Consider the following 19,847-nt stretch of genomic DNA (forward strand, 5'->3'; position numbering starts at 1 on the left):
GATACCAACGTCATGGAGCGGCCAATCGATATTTTCATCAGCTATTCTCCCGCTGACGAACGATGGGCGTCGTGGCTGGCCTGGGAACTTGAAGCCACAGGATACCGCACGATGTTGCAGGCCTGGGACTTCGTTCCCGGCACGAATTTCGTCGATTTCATGGACCGCGGTGTCAAAGAGGCCGCGGTCGTTCTCGCTCTCCTCACCGAGAACTATTTGGGTTCGCGATTCGGAAAACTCGAATGGCAGGCGGCGCTCCGCGCCAATCCGGATAATCCAGAGAACAAACTCATCACCGTGCGCATCGAGGACTGCCGGGTCGATGGGCTGCTCTCCAACATCACCTGGGTCGACCTGGTCGGGGTGACCACTCCGGACCACGCGCGCGGGCTGGTTCTCACGCGCATCCGGGAGGCGCTGGCCGGGCGGGCCAAGCCCGAGCAGCGCCCCGCCTTCCCCTCCGCGGCGACGGTGACCCACCCACTGCCGCTGCTCAGCTCGCCACAGCCCACCGTGATGACCGGGCAGCGCCGCGCCCGCCGCGTCCCCGTGGTGCCCCCGGGCTATCCGGCCGGCTTCGAGCCGCCCGCCCGGCGGGACAGCCTGAGCGTGCTGCACGTGGGCGGGCCGAGGTTCGGCCGGACGATGGGGCAGGATCCGCCGCTCAGCCCCGACGAGCTCCAGGCCCGGATCTTCGCCGAGTTGATCCGGCTGACCAACGAGGGCGTGCCCCGGCCCGAGCTGATGGTGGTCGCCGGTGATCTCACGGCGGCGGGCAGCCGCAAGCAGATGGCCGCCGCGCTGACCTTTCTCACGGGGCTGCGCGCGCTCGCCGGGCTGGAACCGCAGCGGGTGATCCTGGTGCCCGGCGCCAGAGACGTCAACCTCGCCGCCTGCGAGGCCTACTTCAACGACTGCAAGGCCGACGACGAGCGGCCCGAATCGCCCTACTGGCCGAAGTGGCGGCACTTCTCCTCGCTGTTCCGGGAGTTCTACCAGGGCGTGGACTCGATCATGTTCGACAGCGCACAGCCCTGGACGCTGTTCGCGGTGCCGGAGCTCAAGGTCGTGGTGGCCGGGCTCAACTCCACGATGGCGATCAGTCACCGGATCGAGCACCGGTTCGGCCTGGTGGGCGAGTCGCAGGCCGCGTGGTTCGCCGAGCGGATCCGCGCCTTCGAGCGGGAGGGCTGGCTCCGCCTCGGCGTGCTGCACCACAGCCTGACCCCGGGGCAGACCGACTCGCTCACCGACCGGGCCAGCGTGGAGGGCCTGCTGGGTGGAAAGCTCCACGCGATCCTGCAGGGCAGCGGCCGGGACGAGAACCCGACGACGCTGGGCCCTGGCGCGCTCTGCCTGCCCAGACTTGAGCCCGGCCGGCAACAGGTGCTGGAATTCACCGCGGACGCCCTGGTCGTGCACCGCAGCGCCGCGCCCGCCGACCGGATCGAACGGCGCTGGGTGTCGGTCGGCGGCATCTTCCCGGCGTCCGGGACCGAGACAGGGCCGATCTCCGTGGGCGGCCCCGAGCCTGACCACCAGCTGACCGCGCAGGTGCAGGGACCTCGTGGCCGGCTCCTCGACCGGATCGCCGAAGCGTGCGAGACGCGGTTCGACCACACCGTGATCAGGACCGTCGACGCCGACCCGCCGCACCTCAGGGTGAGCTACCGCGACGGCGGGTTCGTCCGGGAGTTCTGGGTGGGTGCGGTGGTCGGCGAGCCGACCACCGATGACGTCGACGACTTCGTCAGGCATGTGCACGCGGGTCACATGGAGCAGTCCGCCGAGCTGGTCTACCTGGGCGCGATGCCGCCGCGCAGCCTGCGCGAGGAGTCGGCCCGGCGTGGGGTCCGGCTGCGCAGCCTGATCGAGTTCCAGGGCCTGATCGACCTGTCGGAGTACGTGTCGGCCCAGACCCGGCAGCTGAACGAGGACCCGACCTACCCCGCCGGCCTCTACGTCACCCAGGATTTCCGGGAGCTGGACCGGGCGGGCAGCGAGGTCCGTCATGATCTGGCCGGTGAGCTGATCTCCCAGCTCAACGGCGACCAGGGCAAATTCGTGCTGGTGCTGGGTGACTTCGGCCGGGGGAAGACGTTCGTCCTGCGCCAGGTGGTGCGGCGGATGGCCATCGAGACGCCGCACCTGATCCCGATCCTGATCGACCTGCGCACGCTGGACAAGGCGCACTCGGTGGAGACGTTGATCGCCGCGCACCTGGCCAACCACGGCGAGGAGCAGATCGACCTGAAAGCCGTTCAGTACATGCTCCGGCAGGGCCGGATCGTGCTGTTCTTCGACGGGTTCGACGAACTGGTCACCCGGGTGACGTACGACCGGGCGGCCGACCATCTCGAAACGCTGCTCCAGGCGGCCCAGGACCAGGCGAAGATCGTCGTGACGAGCCGGACCCAGCACTTCAAGTCGGACGCCCAGGTCTTCACCAAACTCGGGGAGATGGTGGGGATCCTGCCGCAGCGGCGGGTGTTCAGCATCGAAGGCTTCTCCTCCGAGCAGATCCTGGCGTACCTGGTCAACGCGTACGGCGACCGGAGACTCGCCGAGGAGCGGCTCCAGTTGCTGCGCAGTATCCAGGATCTGAGCGGGCTGGCCCGCAACCCCCGGATGCTCAGCTTCATCGCCGATCTGGCCGACGACCGGCTTCGCGCGGTCGCGCACGCCCGCCGGACGGTCAGCGCCGCCGTGCTCTACCAGGAGATCCTCGGCACCTGGTTGCGGCACGAGCAACTACGGCTGGGCAACCAGCGTGGCGCGCAGGCGGGGCTGGAAGAGGCCGATCTCTGGCATGCGGTGCGAACCCTGGCCATGCGCCTGTGGGAGACCAATGAGCCGTACCTGCGCCTGGCCGAGCTGGCCGAGGTGGCCGACACGTTGTCGGGGCTGGCCGACGGACGGATGTCCGGTGAGCAGGCCACCCACACCGTGGGCACCGCCAGCCTGCTGGTGCGGACCGAGGACGGCCTCTTCGGCTTCATTCACGGATCGGTGGCCGAGTGGCTCGTCGCCCACTACATCGCCGACGAGTTCGGCAAGGACCGGACGAATCCCACCGCCCTGACCCGGCGCGTGCTGTCGCAGCTGACGGTGGACTTCCTGTGTGACCTCGCCGTCACCCAGGACTGCCAGCAATGGGCCGACCGGGTTCTCTCCGACCCCGAGGCCGGGAACACCTCGCGCAAGAACGCCCTAAAGATCATTACTCGATTGCGCACGCCCGCCCAGACGAGCCTGCGCGGCGCGCTGTTACGCGGGGAGGACCTCTCGCACCGCGACCTCCAGGAGGTCGACCTCACCGACGCCGATCTGACCGACGCCCGGCTGGTGGGCACCAACCTGTCCCGCGCGATCCTGCGGGGCACCAAGCTGGCCGGCGCCTGGCTGGACGAGGCCAAGCTGACCGGCGCCGACCTGCGCGGGGCCGATCTGACCAGGGCCCGGCTGGCCAGAACCGACCTCCGTGACGCGGTCATCTCCGGCAGCAGGTGGACACGCGCCACACTGATCAATGTGACCGCGGCCGACCGGCTGCTGCTCTCCCCCGAACTGCGCGACGCGGCCGTGGTGCCGGGGCGCTCCATCGAGGCGCAGCTCGCCCCCGCCACGGTCGGCGTTCCGTACGGGTTCGACCCCTTGACCACCAGGCTGCCCAACCCGATCGCCTACAACATGGACGGGCAGATCTTCGTGGTGGGCAGCGACGACGGCGGGGTGCTGGTGTTCGAGTCCCCCTCCGGCCGGCCGATACGCACCCTGCAGGGTCACCGTGGCCGGACCTACGCGCTGACCTTCGGCGCCCAGGACCTGCTGGCCACCGGCTCGGCCGATGGGGACGTCCGGATCTGGGACACCGCGACCGGGGAGTGCTCGCACGTCCTGTCGGTACACCCGCAGGGAGTCTGGCCGCTGCTGTTCAACGAGGGCGGCACACTGCTGGCCGCGGGTTCCGCCGACGGCACGCTACGGGTGTGGGAAGCCGCCTCCGGCACGCTGCGCTGCGAGCTGACCGGGCACACCTCGCCGATCTACACGGCGGTTTTCGGCTCGGACGGGACCAGTCTGATCACGGGCGACGCCTCGGCCAATGTCCGGGTCTGGGACGTGACCACGGGCCGGCTGCGGGCGGTGCTGTCGGAAGGCACCGGGCCGGTGTACCGTCTGGCGCTCAGCCCGGACGGGACGATGCTGGCCGCCGGTGACCATTTCGGGCTGATCCGCCTGTTCGAGACCCGGACCGGGCGCGTCCTCCACGAGCTGCACGGCCATCCCGGCCGGGTGTACGCCGTCGACTTCCATCCCGAGGGCACCCACCTCGCCACCGGCGACACGATGGGCACGATCCGGGTCTGGAACCTGCGGGCTCCGCTGGTGCCGCGCCAGCTGGCCGGGCACGCCGGCGCCGTCTACCAGGTGTCGTACACGCCCGACGGAAAGAACCTGATCAGCGTCGACAGCAACGGGTCGCTGCGCGTCTGGCAGGGTGAGCTGGGGCAGCCGAGACAGGGCCTGTCCGGGCATCGGGGCTCGATCTGGCCGTTCGCCATCCATCCCGACGGCACGCAGCTCGCGACGACCAGCAACGACGACTCGATTCGGCTGTGGGATCTCAGCACCGGTCAGATGACACGCACCATGCGCGGGCACGGCCGGCGGGTCAGCTCCGTCAACTTCAGCCCCGACGGCACGATGCTGGCCAGCAGCGGCAACGACGGGATCGTCCGGATCTGGGAGCCGCCCACGGGGCGCCTGCTCAAGGAGCTCACCGGCGTGGGCGACCAGCTCACCTCGGCGGTGTTCAGCCCGGACGGCGAACGCATCGCCACGGCCACCAACGACGGCGGGGTGCACCTGCGGCAGACAGCCGGATGGGACTTCGAACGCGAGCTCGACATCGACACCGACTACGTGTGGGCACAGGCGTTCAGCCCGAACGGCGAGGTGCTGGCCACCGCCAACGACGACGACTCGGTCCGGCTCTGGTACCGGACCAGCAACACGCTCGCCACCAACCTGGCCGAGCATCGTGGCCGGGTGCGCTCCATCGACTTCAGCCCGGACGGCAGGCTGGTGGCGACGGGGTGCGACGATCGTCTGATCCGGGTCTGGGACGCCGTCACCGGCGAATGCCTGCGCACGATGGTCGGCCACACCGACCGCGTCTACAAGGTCGTCTTCAATCCGGCCGGGACCGCGCTGGCGAGCATCAGCAACGACGGCCTGGCCCGGATCTGGGACCACGCCACCGGCCGTGAACTGCAGGTGCTCGACCGGCACGTGGGACGCCTGTGGACGGGCGACTTCAGCGCCGACGGCGCGACCCTGGCGACCGCGGGCGACGACCTGGTGATCCGCCTCTGGGATGTCGCCACCGGCCGTCATCTGCACACGCTGTCGGGCCATTCCCGCCGCGTCATCTCGGTCGCGTTCAGCCCGACCGAACCCCTGCTGGCCTCGGCCAGCGACGACGGTACGATCATCCTGTGGGATCTGTCCACCGCCGAGCCGACCCGCAAGGTCACCCTTCTCGGCCTGCCCGGCGGCTGGGCCGCCTTCGCCCCCGACGGCCGCTACAAACAAGACGGCAACGTGCACGGCGAGTTCTGGTTCGCGATCGCCATGTGCCGGTTCGATCCGGGCGAACTCGATCCGTATCTGACCGACGTCATCCGCCGCCTTGTCACCCAGGAGGAGTTCTGACCACCGGCGGTGCGACGACCGCCGCTCTTCACACGGGCCCGTTCGGAGCCGTGATCACGTGGCCTGGAAAGGGTTGGACGGGGTGGTGCTCGGGCTTGTAGCTTGCAGTTGACCGTGACGCCGCCCGAGGAGGTGAGACCCATGAACGCTGTATCGATGTGGGTGCTCCCCCTTCCCGTCACGGTCGGGCGATTGACGTAGGTGTCGCCGGGAGCGCCTCGCCAACCAGGCACTCCCGAAAGGCAACACCTATGCACTCTCAGCAGGTCACCGCCGGGCCGCCGCCGAACGACAGAGCCGGGCGCGACTCCACGACGGGCGCCGATCCCCGGCCGCCGGCCTCCGGCGCCGATCGCGCGCCCCTCGTCTTCGATGTGATCATTGCCGGGTGCGGGCCGACCGGTGCGATGCTGGCCGCCGAACTGCGGCTGCACGATGTGCGGGTACTCGTTCTGGAGAAGGAAACCGAGCCCGCGTCGTTCGTCCGCATAGTCGGTCTGCACATTCGCAGTCTCGAACTGATGGCGATGCGCGGACTGCTGGATCGCGTTCTCCAGCACGGAAGACAGCGTCCGGCCGGCGCTTACTTCGCCGCCATCCCCAAACCCGCGCCCGAGGGCCTGGATTCCGCGTACGCCTATCTGCTGGGCATCCCGCAGCCGGTCATCGAACGTCTGCTTGAAGAACGTGCGATCGAACTGGGTGCGCAGGTCCGGCGCGGTCGCGCGGTCGCCGGTTTCGAGCAGGACGACGAGGGTGTGACCGTCGAGCTGGCCGACGGGGAACAGCTGCGTTCGCGCTATCTCGTCGGCTGTGACGGCGGGCGCAGTACGGTGCGCAAACTGCTCGGCGTCGGCTTCCCCGGCGAGCCCTCACGGACCGACACGCTCATGGGCGAGATGAAAGTGGGCGTGCCACGGGAGGAGATCGCCGCCAAGGTGGCCGAAATCAGCGAGACCCATCGGCGATTCTGGCTCAGGCCCTTCGGCGAAGGGGTCTACAGCGTCGTCGTCCCCGCCGCGGAAGTCGGTGACCGCGCGGAACCGCCCACCCTCGAGGATTTCAAACAGCAGTTGCGCACCATCGCCGGAACCGATTTTGACGTGCACTCCCCGCGCTGGTTGTCCCGCTTCGGGGATGCCACCCGGCTGGCCGAACGGTATCGCGTCGGGCGGGTGCTGCTGGCCGGCGATGCGGCGCACATCCATCCACCCATCGGCGGTCAGGGCCTCAACCTGGGCGTTCAGGACGCGTTCAACCTCGGCTGGAAACTGGCCGCGCAGATCCGCGGCTGGGCCCCGGAAACACTGCTGGACACCTACCAGGCCGAACGTCATCCGGTCGCCGAGGACGTGCTGGACAACACCCGCGCCCAGACGGAACTGCTGTCCACCGAACCGGGCCCGCAGGCCGTGCGCAGGCTGCTCACCGAACTGATGGACTTCGACGAGGTGAACCGCCATCTGATCGAGAAGATCACCGCGATCGGCATCCGCTACGACTTCGGCGAAGGCCCCGACCTGCTCGGCCGCCGCCTGCGCGACGTCGACGTGAAACAGGGCCACCTCTACGGGCTGCTGCATCGCGGCCGCGGCCTGCTGCTGGACCGCACCGAACGCCTGACCGCCGGCGGCTGGTCCGACCGGGTCGACTACCTCGCGGATCCCACTGCGGACCTGGATGTCCCGTGCGTCCTGCTACGCCCCGACGGCCACGTCGCCTGGATCGGCGACGATCAGCGGGACCTGGACGACCACCTCTCCCGCTGGTTCGGCAAGCCCGCCGACTGATTTCGCCTGAGCAGTGGTCATCCCGCACATACGTGGCGAGATGGCGAAGCTGGGTCTCGACGGTGATCGGGCCGGCGCCCCGGACGCGGATCGTCCCGATCACCGTGGAGACGTACTCGCTGACGCCACGCGAGCACGAGGTCACCGATGATCTGGTCACCCCGGCGGGGCCGGGCGCAGATGGCCGCGCAGGAAGGCGAGGATCTCGCGGCGCGCGGGCCGGGCGGCCGGTACCAGGCCGGGGGTGCTGAGGAAACCGTGGGTGGCCTTCGGATAGCAGGTCAGACGGGCGTCGGTGCCGTCCTCGCGGAGCCGTTCGACGTACCGGCTCCCGTGGTCGGCCACCGGATCCAGCGCGGCGGTGACGACCAGCGCCGGTGGCAGACCGGCGAGATTCTCGAACTTCACGGGAGACACGCTGCGCGGGTCGAGGGTCGGCGGCACGCTCAGCCTGCGGCTCACGCGCAACCGGGACAGCGAGAGGGTGGGATTGCCGGCGTTCTCCGCGATCGAGGGGTAGTCGGCCATGGTCTCGGTCCAGTCCGTGCCCGGGTAGTTCAGTACCTGGGCGCGTAGCGGCGGGCCGTCCTCGCGGGCACGCAACGCGATGAGAGCGGCGATCGTGCCGCCGGCGCTCTCGCCCATGACCGCGACGGCGGCGGGGTCGATGCCCGCGCCGACGGCGTCTTCGACAAGCCGGACGAGCGTGTCGTAGCCGTCCTCGACCGGCTGGGGCAGCGGGTGCCGCGGAGCGAGGCGGTACTCCACCGATACGACCACCGCTGGGCAGCGGGCCGCGAGGTGGCTGTTGAGCCAGTCGTTCTGCGCGGCGGTGCCCGCGATGAAACCCCCACCGTGAAACGAAACGATCAGAGGCAGTTTCCGGTCCGCGTTCTTCGGACGGTGTACCCGCAGCGTCAGGCGGCGCCCCGGAAGGTCGATCGGGACCTCCTCGATGCGCGCGCGACGGTCCGGCAGGCCGGTGACGATCCGTGCGGCGCGAGACGATGCCGTGCGGTTGGCCTTCTCGCGCGCGGCGATCACCTGATCGTCGGTCAGGGCCTCCCAGTCCCGGGTGTCCGCGAGGATGCGGGTGCCCAATGGGGCCTTGCCTCTCATGGTGTCCTCCTGAATTCGATGGTCATCGGCGGTGCCGACGGCTGCTCGCCGGGAAACAGCCGTCATCGCTGAGATCGACCGTGCCGGTTCGGCCTGATCCGGGTTGATCACCCGCGTCGGGATGCCCGGCTCGGCCAGGCGGGTCGGTGATCGCGCCACGTCATCACCCGGCCGGCGCCCGGCCCGAGGTCCGCGACCACTCCGCGAGGCGGCGGTGACCGAGGCGCACTCGATCACCGCGGCCGCCCCCCGCGATCGCCGTCATGGGTGAGGACGGGGTTCGAGGGTTTCGGCCCGTTTCTCCAGCCGACTGCCACGCGGCAGGGTGACGGCCATGATGGTGCTGGGGATGTCCAGCTCGATGCGGTGCCATCGCCCGCGCGGGACGATGGCGGCGGTTCCGGCCGTCAGCCTGATCTCCTCCTCCTGTCCCGGCCGCTCCAGACGGAGGTAGAGGCGCATCTTCCCGATGAGGCAGGACACGATCTCCTCGGCCTCGGGGTGGACCTCCCAGTGGTCGGCGTGGACGTCGGCGCCGGTCTTCGCGTGGAAGGCCGTCAGCTGCCAGCCGTCCTGGTCCGCGTCGCCCGTTCTTTTCCGGGCGTTGATCTCGCCGCCCTGGTGAAGGTGGATGGAGGACGTCAACAGATCGATCGGGGTGACGGTCATGCCTGGACGACCTTTCTACGGTGATCTTTCATCTGGCGGGTTGTGGCATGGGGTGGATCGCCGGTCAGTCCCGGACGGGAAGCGCGTCGCGGGATTGTCAGCCCCGCCGCGCTGAAGCCGAGGCCGAGGCCGGTCTGCGGGAGTCCGACGTTCACCACCGACAGGTCCAGCGACACCATGAACTGCACGACGGCCACCGCGGCGAGGGTGAGCCCCGGCCGGGCACCCGCGTCGACGATCGACTTTCTGCTTGCCGACTCCGTACGTGTCACCATGACTCGGCCCTCGTGGCTGGTGACCCACTCGTGCCGGGTTTCGGCGCGGGGGGTGACGGCCGGTGGCCCTCCGGGCTCGTGGAGCGGGACTCGCCCTTGATTCGGATCATGTGCATGCCGGACATCGTGGTATTCGGGCCGGTCGGCGGTCATCCTGCCCGGGGAGACATCTCCGCCTGACACCGGGGAAGGAGAATCGGCTCCACTACATCGCCGGGAGTAGCGATTTGTTACGACACCTGGCGGACGACCCCCGGCGGGAAAACCCCTAACCTACACAAATGACGTTCATGGACCGGTGGCGACCGCTCACCCAGGACGGCCTGCTCGCCGCGGTGATGGCCGTCCTGCTGTCGGTCATCGTGTTCTACACGCCGCACGCGGGCACGCTGGATTTCGCGGCCGTCCTCGCCGGCTCGCTCGCGCTCGTCGCCTGGCGACGGGCTCCCCTGGTGTCGTTGCTCGTCAGCACGGCCTGCATGCTCGTGATCACGGCGCACATCCAGCCCGGCCTGCCGGCCGCCTTTCCCGTGATGGTGTCGGTGTTCGCCGCGGTCAGGGCCGGCCATCGGCTGGCCGCGGCGCTGGCGGGCGTGGTTTTCCTCGGTGCCGGCCTGGTGGTGAACCTGCCCGGCGCCGACGGGTCCGTGCAGAGTCTCCAGGACACCGCACTGCTGGTCGGCTGGTTCGTGGCGGCCGGCGTGGCGGCGACGGTGACCCGGCACCGGCAGGCGTACCTGGAGGAGGCCGAGCGGCGGGCCGCCGAGGCCGAGCGCACTCGCGAGGAGGCGGCCCTGCGCCGCGCGGGCGAGGAGCGGCTGCGCATCGCCAGGGAGCTCCACGACTCGCTCACACACAGCATCTCGATCATCAAGGTCCAGGCCGGAGTGGCCGTCCACCTGGCACGCAAGCGCGGCGAGGACGTGCCCCCCGCGCTGCTGGCCATCCAGGAAGCCAGCGGCGACGCCATGCGCGAGCTGCGCGCCACCCTGGAGGTGCTGCGCGCTCCCGACGGCTCCGACGGCGAGGCCCTGGTCAGCGGCCTCGACCGGCTCGACGACCTGGTGGAGCGGGCCCGTTCGAACGGGCTGCCGGCCACGGTGACGATCTCCGGCATCCGGCGGGAGCTGCCGGCCGAAGTGGACCGGGCCGCGTACCGGATCGTCCAGGAAGCGCTCACCAACGTCTCCCGGCACGCCGGCGGTGCGTCCGCGGCGGTGCGCATCGACTACGCGGACGAGGAACTGGTCGTGCAGGTCGACGACGACGGCAAGGCCGACCCGGAGGCGCCGCCCGTGCCCGGCACGGGTCTGCTCGGCATGCGCGAGCGCGTCGCGGCGCTCGGCGGCCGGCTGCGGGCCGGTCCCCGCCCCGAGGGCGGCTTCACCGTACGCGCCGAGCTTCCCCTGGGAGAACCGTCGTGATCCGCGTGCTGCTCGTGGACGACCAGGCGCTCATCCGCGGCGGTTTCCGGGCCCTGCTGGAGATCGAGGACGACATCGAGGTGGTGGCCGAGGCCGTGAACGGCGAGCAAGGCGTCGCGCTCGCCCTTGAGCACCGGCCCGACGTCGCGCTCGTCGACATCCAGATGCCGGTGATGGACGGCATCGAGGCGACCCGGCTGATCGCCGCCGACGAGCGGCTGAGCGGCGTCCACGTCGTGATCCTCACCAACTACGGCCTCGACGAGTACGTCTTCAACGCGCTCCGCGCCGGCGCCTGCGGCTTCATGGTCAAGGACACCGAGCCCGCCGACCTGCTGCAGGGCGTCAGGGTCGCGGCCCGCGGGGACGCGCTGCTGTCCCCCTCGATCACCCGCCGCCTGATCGGCGAGTACGTCGCCCGCCGCCCCGAGTCCGCGCCCGAGGGGCTCGACGTGCTGACCAACCGCGAGCGCGAGGTCACCGCGCTGGTGGCCCGCGGCCTGTCCAACGACGAGATCGCCGCCCACATGGTGATCAGTCCGACCACCGCGAAGACGCACGTCAGCAGGGCGATGACCAAGCTGCACGCCAGGGACCGCGCCCAGCTCGTGGTGTTCGCCTACGAATCCGGCCTCGTCACTCCGCGGCGCGGCTGATCGCGTGCCGGTGCGGCCGCGACCACGAGCGTCGTCACTCGGGGATCGCCCCGAACACCCCCGCCGGCCGGCCGGGGACGTCCGCGGCTGAACCATCGCTCAGGCGGCGATGGGCGAGTAGGCACTGGCGTCGCCCTTGCGGACCACGCTGGTGTCACCGTTGATGCCGATCGGGATGTCGCCGGCCAGTGTGATCCGGTGGAGAAGCCGGGGCAGGTCGTCGTAGTCCGCGACGGCGTAGTGCTGGGTGGCCCGGTTGTCCCAGATGGCGATGTCGCCGACGCGCCAGTTCCACCGCACCGTGTTCTCCAGGCGGGTGACGTGCCGCTGCAGCAGGGCGAACAGATCGTGGGAATCGGCGCTGCTCAGGCCCGTGAACGACCTGACGAAGTGGCCGAGCAGCAGGGACGGCTCGCCGGTCTCCGGGTGGATGCGGACGACGGGGTGCTCGGTCTCGAACTCGCTGCTCCGGAACTCCTCGCGATACTCCTGCTCCTTGACGTCGATCCCGCCGATCTGCGGGCGCTGCGCCGCGTAGTCGTACAGGTTCGAGTGCACCGCGCGCAGTTGTCCCACCAGCGCCTGCAGACCGGGGTGCAGCCGCCGGTACGCCTCCACCGTGTTGGCCCACACCGTGGTCCCGCCGTAGGGCGGCAGCGTGATGGCGCGCAGCACGCTGATCGCCGGGATCCGGTCGACGAAGGTCACGTCCGTGTGCCAGCTGTTGGCCTTGCCCTGCTCGGAGTCGATCGGGAGCACGGCCTCACCGTCGCCGGTCACCGTCGGGTGCGGCTTGGTGACGGTGCCCAGCAGCCTGGTGAACGCGTGCTGGTCGGCGTCGGTGGCATGCTGCTGGTCGCGCAGGAAGACCACACGATGGCGCAGCAGCGCGGCGCGCAGCTCGGCGACCGCCGCCGCGTCGGCGTCGCCGCCCACGCGGATGCCGCCGACGACCGCGCCGATCACGCCGCCGACCTGTGTGACGTCGATGTGCTGGTAGGAGCCGTCGGCGACGACGGGCGCCTCGTGGTCATGGAGCTGAGTCATTCCCTGACACCTTTCGATGGGCGATGTACGAGTGGCCTCATCACAGCGTGTGCCGAGAAAAATATAATGTCAACTATTCCTACATGTTTACTAGGGATTTTTCCCGCGCTCGACCCGGGAACCCCTCTCGCCACGGGACGGCGCCATCGGTCAGGCGAGGCCCTCCGCTCGACCGGCGCGGGGGACCCGGTGGGTGCCGGGTCCCCCGCGCCGCCGATGACCGGGACGTGAGCGCTCTCCACGGCGCCCGGCGTGTGCCTGTGGTGGCCGGCGTCGCCGTCGTCTCGCGCGGCCACCCTCCGGCATGGCGATGACGGGACCGCCCTCATGCGGGAGCTGCGAGCTCCCTAACGGGCGAGGCCCGCGGCCCAGTCGGCCACGGTCGTCACGTCCGCCTGAGAGGGGAAGACCTTCTCGGTCAGCACCCGGTGCACCTCGGGATCGGCGTCGAGGCAACCGTCGGCCAGGACGGTGAGACCGAAGTCCAGGTCGGCCGCCTGGCGGAGGGTGGACAGCACGACGCCGCTGGTGGCGATGCCCGTCAGCACCAGGTGGTCGATCTCGCCCGCCCGCAGGACCATCTCCAGGTCGCTGCCGGCGAAGGCGCTGACGCGGCGCTTGGTCACGACGATGTCCTCGGGCCGCGGAGCCAGGTCGGGATGGATCTGGGTGGCCTCGTCGTTCGCGGGCATCCGGCCGCCGAGTGCGAGCGCGCCGAACATCTTGTTGCGGGCACTGACCTCGGGGTAGTTCGCGCGGAATCCGACGACCACGTAGACGACCGGAAGGCCGGCCGCGCGGGCGGCCTCCGTGGCCGTGCGCAGGCGCGGAAGGTAGTCAGGATCCGGGTATCGGTCCACGACGACCCGCTGAACATCCATCACGAGCAGAGCGCTCTGCGACACTGCCGTCCCCTCTCCGATCGGGTTCGTACGGTCGAAATCATCCATATTGGGCGCAATCTGGGCGTTCATCCTATTCCTGCCCGGGTCCGCGGCGGACGGCCGTCAGTCGAAGGTGACCACGACCTTCTCCGCGGCGCCGGGGGTGGAGGCGAGGGTGAGGGCGCGCTCGGCCTGCGCGAACGGGATGGTGTCGCTGACGATGAGCGCGTACTTCTCCCAGTTCTCGGCGATGTCGCGGGTGACCTCGAAGATCTCGGTGGGGTAGCCCATGGAGAGCACAATGGTCAGCTCGGTGGTGAGGATCGAGCCGAAGTCCAGCTCGACCGGCTTCTTGTGCACGGCCACGATACCGAGCGTGGCACCCTGCCGGGCCGTGGCCGTCACCGTCTGGATCACCACGGGGGCGCCGGCGGCGTCGAGGTAGATGTCCGTGCCGGACCGCTCGCCCTGGGCGAAGCTCGGGGGCGCCTGGCCGTGCAGCTCGATCAGCCGCTTGGCGACATCCTCCTCGGCGGAATTGATCACCGCGTCGGCGCCGATCTTGAGTGCCTTGTCCAGGCGGTTGGGAACGATGTCGACGACCACGACATGGGCGCCGCGGAGCTTGTAGCCGATCGCCGCGCCGAGGCCGATGGGACCCGCGCCGAAGACGACGACCTTGTCGCCGGCCTTGGGCCGGGTACGGTTGACCGCGTGCCGGGCGACCGCCATCGGCTCGTTCAGCGCCACGACGGGGAACGGGATCTCCTTCGGGACGGTGACCAGGTGGGTGCCGACCTTCGCGTCCCTGACCGCGACGTACTCCGACAGGCCGCCCTGCGCGCCGCCGCTGCCGATGATGCCGTCGCCGGCCGCCATGGGGTTGAGCACGACATGGTCGCCCACCTCCAGCCCCTCCACCTCCGCGCCCACCTCGGCGACCTCGCCGGCCGGCTCGTGTCCCAGCGGCGTGGCGCCCTGCCGCGGCGGGATGCCTCCGATCGCGATGTAGAAACCGTCGGAGCCGCAGATGCCGCAGGCCCGCATCTTCACCAGAACGTCGCGCGGCCCGATCTCGGGGCGCTCCACGTCGAGCACCGCCGTCTGTCCCGGCCCTGTGACCATCACCGTCTTCATCGACATCCTCCGTAGTCACCAACGATCACTAAATCGTGTTAGTTGCCTGATGCGGTAGCGTACACGTGGGAGAAGAGTTTGAGGAGGTGCCGTCGATGCCGGGCACGGGGCGCGCGACCATGCGAGACGTCGCCCAGGCGAGCGGGGTCTCGCGGACCACCGTGAGCTTCGTGCTGAACGACACGGCCGACCAGACCATCCCCGAGACCACCCGCGAACGGGTACGCCGCGCCGCCGAGGACCTCGGCTACGTGCCCCACTCCATCGCCCGGGCGCTACGCGAAGGCGCGTCCCGGATCGTCGTGCTCGAAGCCGGCGGCCTACCCCGCGGCCACAGCCTGGAGAGTTTCATCGACGGCCTCGACGAAGAACTCTCCGCGGCCGGGCACGGGCTGCTCGTCTCCTACGGCGACCGGTCCCGCGCGTCCACCCGCACCGTCCTCGACGCCGTCTCGCCACGGGCCGTCATCGACCTGCCCGCGCTTTACTCCCGGCCGGACCGGGACGTCGCCGACGGCGGCTGGATCGACGGCCTCGCCGCCCACGCCATGACCCAGGTCTCCTACCTGCGCTCGCGCGGCCACCTCGTGATCGCGACCGCGGTACCCACCCGGCCCGACCCGATCATGGCGCTGCTGGACGGGCACGTCCGCGCGGCGGCCCGCGAGCTCGGCATGCCGGAGCCGCGGTCGCTCCCCGTGGACGAGACCGGCGCCACCGCGCCGGATCTGCGGGCGGTGACCCGCGACGCGCCCATCAGCGCGGTGGCCGCGCTCACCGACGACCTGGCGCTCGGCGTGCTCGCGGCGATGGCGGACCTCGGCCTGACCGCCCCGCGAGACCTCGCGGTCATCGGCTTCGACGACACCCGGCACGGGTCGCTCTGGCGGCCGGCGCTCACCACCGTGCACATCGACGCCCGGGCCTACGGCCGGCGCACCGCCCGCGCCGCGCTGGGGCTGCCGGCGGGCGACTCCATGCCGGCGCCCGCACGCGTGATCCAGCGCGCCTCGGCCTGAGCCGGGTTCGCCCGCCGGGCCCGGCGAACACCGGCGAGCGAACCGTCCCCCGGCCGGGACGCCCCTGACCACGGGGAGCCCCGCCCCGGAACCCCGTCAGATCAGGAGCAGGGTCTTGCCCAGGGCACCGCGCGACTCGATCGCGGCGTGCGCGTCCGCGGCGCGCTCCAGGGGGAAGGTCTGCCCGATGATCGGCCTGATCCGGCCCGCCGCCGCCTCCGACATCACCCGCTCGGCCCACCCCCGCATCTTCGGCCCGAAGCCGAAGAGCTGCTCGATCCCGATCACCTCGACTCCGCGCCGTCGCGCCTGAGCAGGATCGATCACCGTGACCTCACCGCTGGAAGCGCCGTGGACGGAGAAGCGACCGCCGTCCGCCGCCACCTCGAACGCGGCCTGGCCGATCTCTCCGCCGACCCCGTCGAACACCACGTCGGGACCCGCGCCGCCGGTCGCCTCGCGTACCCGCTCCGCCCAGTCCGGATCGGAGTAGTCGGCCACGGCATCCGCACCCAGGTCGCGGACCAGGTCCAGCTTCCGCGCGCCGCGCGCGGCTCCGACGACCCTGGCACCGGCCGCCCGAGCCAGCTGCACCAGCAGGGTCCCGACACCGCCGCCCGCCGCCTCGACCAGCACCCACTCCCCGGGCAGGATCCGAGCTCCCTCGACCAGCCCCAGCGCGGTGCTGCCGTCGGTGTGCAGGGCGGTGGCCTCGGGCAGCCCCAGCCCTTCCGGCACCGGGATCAGGTTCTCCACGACGGCCACCGCACGCTCGGCGAATCCGCCGGTCTCCCCGACATCGGCGATGACGCGCCGTCCGGACCAGCTCGGATCCACGCCCTCCCCCACCGAACGCACCCGGCCGGCCACCGTACCGCCCGGCACGTACGGCAGCGCGGGCCTGCTGTGCCACCGGTCGGTACCACGCCGGATCTGCGTCTCGACGAACGTGACGCCCGCGACCGCTACGTCGACCACCACCTGTCCCGGTCCGGCGACCAGATCCGGCGCCTCGCCCGGAACCAGCACCTCGGGACCTCCGAACCGCGTCGCCCACACCACTCGCACGTCAACCGCTCCCCTGCGCTCACCTTGTCCGACACCGGCGCAGAGAAGTCTTCAACCTCAACCGCGGTCGAGGTCAAGCTGATCTCGGCGGGGACGGGCGGGTCGAAGGTCGTTGCCGAACCGGCAACGGGTTTCGCGGGTTTCCGGGCCCCGATCTCATGATGGAGCGAAGCACTTCGATTCAGGGGGATTCATGTCGCGGGCAGTTCAGGCCGGGGAAACACACCGTATGGTTCCTTCCCCGGCGGGCCGGACCCATCTGGTGGAGCAGGGCACCGGGCCGCTGGTGCTGTTGGTGCACGGGTTTCCGGAGTCCTGGTACTCCTGGCGCCACCAACTGGCGGCGTTGGCCGCGGCCGGATACCGGACGGTGGCCGTGGACGTGCGCGGATACGGCCGCTCGTCCAAGCCGGAGGGGGTGGCGGCCTACCGGATGCTGGAACTGATCGAGGACAACGTCGCGGTGGTGCACGCCCTCGGCGAGGAGACCGCGATCATCATCGGTCACGACTGGGGGTCGAACATCGCCGCCAACAGCGCCCTGGTCCGGCCGGAGGTGTTCACCGCGGTCGGGCTGCTGAGCGTCCCCTACGCACCGAGGGGCGGGCCCCGGCCCAGCGAGGTCTTCGCCCGGATGGGCGGCGAGGAGGAGTTCTACGTCAGCTACTTCCAGAAGCCCGGCCGGGCCGAGGCCGAGATCGAACCGGACGTCCGCGGCTGGCTGGCCGGGTTCTACGCCGCGCTCTCCGGCGACACCATGCCCGCCTCCGGCATGCCCGACCCTCATTTCGCCACCCGCGGCGGCACGCTCCGCGAGCGGTTCCCCACCGGCCCGCTGCCGTTCTGGCTCAGTCAGGACGACCTGGACGTCTACGCCGGAGAATTCGAACGCACCGGCATGAGCGCGGCACTCAACCGCTACCGGAACATGGACCGGGACTGGGAAGACCTCGCTCCTTGGGACGCGGCCCCCATCGCCGCGCCGTCGGTGTTCATCGGCGGCGCCCTGGACGCCTCCACCACCTGGCTGACCGACGCGATCGACGCCTACTCCGTCACTCTGCCCGGACTCGTCTCCTCTCATCTCCTCGACGGTTGCGGCCACTGGATCCAGCAGGAACGCGCCCATGAGGTCAACCAGATCCTGACCGGCTGGCTCGCGTCCCTGCCCACCTGAACCGCTCCGCCGCCCGTGCCCGGACCGGCAAAAGCTGTTCAGCGCTGCTTGAGGCGGAGTGCTTCTTTACGGGCCTCGACCTGGACGGACTGCTCGCGCTCCAGCCACGCCGGGTTCTCCGCTTTCAGAGCGTCGATCTCAGCGGTGGTGAGCGGTCCGGTGATTCCGCCTCTGAGCAGGCCGGCGACGGAGACCTTGAGCTTCGCGGCGATGACCTGCTTGGTGTGCGGGCCGTTGCGGCGCAGGTCGGCGAGCCAGGCGGGTGGCGTCGACTGCAGCTCGTTCAGCTCGTCCCTGGAGACGAAACTTGCCTGGAACTCGGCGGGAGTGGCCGAGAAGGGGACGCCCAGCTTCTTGGCCGCGGTCACGGCCTTCATCGTCTGGACGGTCTTCGGCTTGGGCGAGGTCATGGCGTCAAGAGTAGTCAGCCGAAACGGGTTCCCTTGACATCGGTACCCTGAGGACGTGACTGATGGAGAGACCGGCAGGGTGTTTCGACTGGCGTACGTGCCCGGGGTAACGCCCGCGAAATGGGTCAGCGTCTGGACCGAGAGAATGCCCGGCGTGCCGATCGCCCTGGTCGCGGTCCCCGCGGCCGAGGTGGTGGGACTCCTGCGGAACGGCGGCGCCGACGCCGGATTCGTCAGGCTGCCGGTCGACAGGGACGGGCTCAGCGTGATTCCTCTCTACGCGGAGACCACGGTGGTCGTGGCGCCCAAGGACCACGCGGTGGCCGCCGCCGACGAGGTGGCCGTCGCCGACCTCGCCGACGACGAGGTGTTCCATCCTCTGGACGACACCGTCGAGTGGACGGTCCGGCCCGGGCTGCCCGCGTTCACCCGCCCGGCCACAACGGCGGACGCGGTCGAGCTGGTGGCGACCGGCGCGGGGATCCTCCTGGTTCCGCAGTCGCTGGCACGCCTCCACCACCGCAGGGATCTCACTTACCGGCCGGTGCCGGACGGGCCGCAGTCTCAGGTCGCGCTGGCCTGGCCCGCGGACGCGACCACCGACCTGGTGGAGGATTTCATCGGCATCGTCCGCGGCCGTACGGTGAACAGCTCGCGGGGCCGTACCCCCGACTCCCCCGCGAAGAAACCGGCACAGCGGCAGGCGCAGAGGCAGGCGCAAAAACCCGCGCAGAACGGCTCCGGCCGCCGGGCCACGCCGGCCGGCCGTAACAAAAAGGGCCACCGGCCTCGGTGACCCGCGGGCAGGTGTGAAGACGCGCCGTCACCCCGACGATGGTCGGAGAAGCCGAGGCCACGGGCGGCGAACAAGGCACTGAGGTCGCACAGCACCCGCCGAGGCCACGGGCGGCGGGCAAGGCGCTGAGGTCGCACAGCACCCGCCGTGTCCGCTCGGCGACGACCTCGCCGGTGACGGGATCGTGCGGCTCCGTGCCGGGACGCCGAGGGATCGGCGGACGTCGGCAAGGCCGCCGTTCTCCTTGCCCGGATCGCCCTGAACCCATGGTGTCCCTCGGGTTCGCCGCGTCCGATCCCCCGGTCGGCGGCCCCGTCCGTCGAGTTCCGGCTCACTTCCGAGACGCCGTCGACGTCGCCCGCCCGGTATAGACCGGCCGCGGCAACGGCCGTTGTTGTTGCGAATCCGATATAGAGCCGTATAGATCAGGCTTTAACTTCTGTTTACCCTGACAGCCTGAGATCCCTACATAAGGGATTTATCAACCGCCCAAGGCCGCCAACCGGTATAGACCAGCCACCCTCAACAGCAAGGCGGTAAGCGAGATGAGCAAGAAGATCGCCGGGGCGGTCGATCCCCTGGCCGTGTGAACTCCCCCACCACCCCGTCAGGAAGCTGCAGCGTCGAGCGGGTTCGCCGGACATGTCCGATCAATGCC

Annotated in this window: 15 protein-coding genes; 7 read left to right on the forward strand and 8 right to left on the reverse strand. The window is 70.3% G+C overall.

From position 1 onward, the window contains the following. The first annotated feature begins 12 nt into the window (after positions 1-12). Both J2853_RS19790 and rox read left to right on the forward strand, forming a co-directional pair. A complete protein-coding gene (locus J2853_RS19790; protein WP_307560034.1) occupies positions 13-5,718 on the forward strand; it encodes a WD40 domain-containing protein in 5,706 nt (1,901 codons plus the stop codon). Positions 5,719-5,969: 251 nt separating this feature from the next. Beyond that, positions 5,970-7,508 (forward strand): rifampin monooxygenase, encoded by a 1,539-nt coding sequence (rox, locus tag J2853_RS19795; protein WP_307560036.1) that lies wholly within the window; start codon positions 5,970-5,972, stop codon positions 7,506-7,508. Positions 7,509-7,664: 156 nt separating this feature from the next. Here the strand turns inward: rox and J2853_RS19800 are convergent, their stop codons facing one another. From J2853_RS19800 to J2853_RS19810, 3 genes are all read right to left on the reverse strand, one after another. After that, positions 7,665-8,786: an alpha/beta hydrolase gene (locus J2853_RS19800; RefSeq protein WP_307560038.1), complete on the reverse strand. Its 1,122-nt coding sequence runs from the start codon at positions 8,784-8,786 to the stop codon at positions 7,665-7,667. Positions 8,787-8,888: 102 nt separating this feature from the next. Further along, positions 8,889-9,296: a cupin domain-containing protein gene (locus J2853_RS19805; RefSeq protein ID WP_307560040.1), complete on the reverse strand. Its 408-nt coding sequence runs from the start codon at positions 9,294-9,296 to the stop codon at positions 8,889-8,891. Beyond that, positions 9,293-9,571 carry a hypothetical protein gene (locus tag J2853_RS19810; protein ID WP_307560042.1) on the reverse strand — a complete coding sequence of 93 codons (279 nt, stop codon included), beginning with the start codon at positions 9,569-9,571 and terminating at the stop codon, positions 9,293-9,295. Before J2853_RS19810 ends, J2853_RS19805 begins: the two co-directional genes overlap by 4 nt. Before the next feature lie 281 nt (positions 9,572-9,852). Between J2853_RS19810 and J2853_RS19815 the strand changes: the two genes are divergently transcribed. Continuing rightward, on the forward strand, positions 9,853-10,995 hold the full coding sequence (locus J2853_RS19815; RefSeq protein WP_307560044.1) for a sensor histidine kinase: 1,143 nt from the start codon (positions 9,853-9,855) through the stop codon (positions 10,993-10,995). Further along, entirely contained in the window at positions 10,992-11,651 is a 660-nt protein-coding gene (locus tag J2853_RS19820) for a response regulator (protein ID WP_307560046.1), read from the forward strand. The genes J2853_RS19815 and J2853_RS19820 overlap by 4 nt, the downstream gene beginning before the upstream one ends. A 99-nt stretch (positions 11,652-11,750) precedes the next feature. On the opposite strand, the gene J2853_RS19825 is transcribed toward J2853_RS19820, so the two are convergent. The 3 genes from J2853_RS19825 to J2853_RS19835 all read right to left on the reverse strand — a co-directional run bounded on the left by J2853_RS19825 (position 11,751) and on the right by J2853_RS19835 (position 14,719). Further along, positions 11,751-12,698 carry a TauD/TfdA dioxygenase family protein gene (locus J2853_RS19825; protein ID WP_307560048.1) on the reverse strand — a complete coding sequence of 316 codons (948 nt, stop codon included), beginning with the start codon at positions 12,696-12,698 and terminating at the stop codon, positions 11,751-11,753. A 347-nt stretch (positions 12,699-13,045) separates the two neighbouring features. Then, positions 13,046-13,672: a cysteine hydrolase family protein gene (locus tag J2853_RS19830; protein WP_307560050.1), complete on the reverse strand. Its 627-nt coding sequence runs from the start codon at positions 13,670-13,672 to the stop codon at positions 13,046-13,048. A gap of 33 nt (positions 13,673-13,705) precedes the next feature. Further along, the gene (locus tag J2853_RS19835) at positions 13,706-14,719 is read right to left on the reverse strand and encodes a zinc-dependent alcohol dehydrogenase (protein WP_307560051.1); all 1,014 of its coding nucleotides are present in this window, start codon (positions 14,717-14,719) and stop codon (positions 13,706-13,708) included. 95 nt (positions 14,720-14,814) lie between these two features. On the opposite strand from J2853_RS19835, the gene J2853_RS19840 reads away from it, so the two are divergent. Beyond that, the gene (locus tag J2853_RS19840; protein WP_307560054.1) at positions 14,815-15,738 is read left to right on the forward strand and encodes a LacI family DNA-binding transcriptional regulator; all 924 of its coding nucleotides are present in this window, start codon (positions 14,815-14,817) and stop codon (positions 15,736-15,738) included. 96 nt (positions 15,739-15,834) lie between these two features. Here J2853_RS19840 and J2853_RS19845 read toward each other — a convergent pair whose 3' ends face one another. After that, a complete protein-coding gene (locus J2853_RS19845) occupies positions 15,835-16,806 on the reverse strand; it encodes a zinc-binding dehydrogenase (RefSeq protein WP_307560056.1) in 972 nt (323 codons plus the stop codon). Positions 16,807-17,035: 229 nt separating this feature from the next. On the opposite strand from J2853_RS19845, the gene J2853_RS19850 reads away from it, so the two are divergent. Continuing rightward, positions 17,036-17,983, forward strand: coding sequence for an alpha/beta fold hydrolase (locus tag J2853_RS19850; protein WP_307560058.1), 948 nt, complete (start codon positions 17,036-17,038; stop codon positions 17,981-17,983). A gap of 38 nt (positions 17,984-18,021) precedes the next feature. On the opposite strand, the gene J2853_RS19855 is transcribed toward J2853_RS19850, so the two are convergent. Continuing rightward, positions 18,022-18,393 carry a DUF5997 family protein gene (locus J2853_RS19855; RefSeq protein ID WP_307560059.1) on the reverse strand — a complete coding sequence of 124 codons (372 nt, stop codon included), beginning with the start codon at positions 18,391-18,393 and terminating at the stop codon, positions 18,022-18,024. 55 nt (positions 18,394-18,448) lie between these two features. Here J2853_RS19855 and J2853_RS19860 point away from each other — a divergent pair, with 55 nt between their 5' ends. Continuing rightward, complete coding sequence (locus J2853_RS19860) at positions 18,449-19,189, forward strand: LysR substrate-binding domain-containing protein (protein ID WP_307560061.1); 741 nt, start codon at positions 18,449-18,451, stop codon at positions 19,187-19,189. Positions 19,190-19,847: the final 658 nt, after the last annotated feature.

It is taken from the genome of Streptosporangium lutulentum, from assembly GCF_030811455.1.
Classification (GTDB): domain Bacteria; phylum Actinomycetota; class Actinomycetes; order Streptosporangiales; family Streptosporangiaceae; genus Streptosporangium; species Streptosporangium lutulentum.

Excerpts from the sequence above, each read along its gene's own strand:
- J2853_RS19790 (WP_307560034.1), top strand. The coding sequence starts at position 13 with ATGGAGCGGCCAATCGATATTTTCATCAGCTATTCTCCCGCTGACGAA.
- rox (WP_307560036.1), top strand. The coding sequence starts at position 5,970 with ATGCACTCTCAGCAGGTCACCGCCGGGCCGCCGCCGAACGACAGAGCC.
- J2853_RS19805 (WP_307560040.1), bottom strand. The coding sequence starts at position 9,296 with ATGACCGTCACCCCGATCGATCTGTTGACGTCCTCCATCCACCTTCAC.
- J2853_RS19810 (WP_307560042.1), bottom strand. The coding sequence starts at position 9,571 with ATGGTGACACGTACGGAGTCGGCAAGCAGAAAGTCGATCGTCGACGCG.
- J2853_RS19815 (WP_307560044.1), top strand. The coding sequence starts at position 9,853 with ATGACGTTCATGGACCGGTGGCGACCGCTCACCCAGGACGGCCTGCTC.
- J2853_RS19825 (WP_307560048.1), bottom strand. The coding sequence starts at position 12,698 with ATGACTCAGCTCCATGACCACGAGGCGCCCGTCGTCGCCGACGGCTCC.
- J2853_RS19830 (WP_307560050.1), bottom strand. The coding sequence starts at position 13,672 with ATGAACGCCCAGATTGCGCCCAATATGGATGATTTCGACCGTACGAAC.
- J2853_RS19835 (WP_307560051.1), bottom strand. The coding sequence starts at position 14,719 with ATGAAGACGGTGATGGTCACAGGGCCGGGACAGACGGCGGTGCTCGAC.
- J2853_RS19840 (WP_307560054.1), top strand. The coding sequence starts at position 14,815 with ATGCCGGGCACGGGGCGCGCGACCATGCGAGACGTCGCCCAGGCGAGC.
- J2853_RS19850 (WP_307560058.1), top strand. The coding sequence starts at position 17,036 with ATGGTTCCTTCCCCGGCGGGCCGGACCCATCTGGTGGAGCAGGGCACC.
- J2853_RS19855 (WP_307560059.1), bottom strand. The coding sequence starts at position 18,393 with ATGACCTCGCCCAAGCCGAAGACCGTCCAGACGATGAAGGCCGTGACC.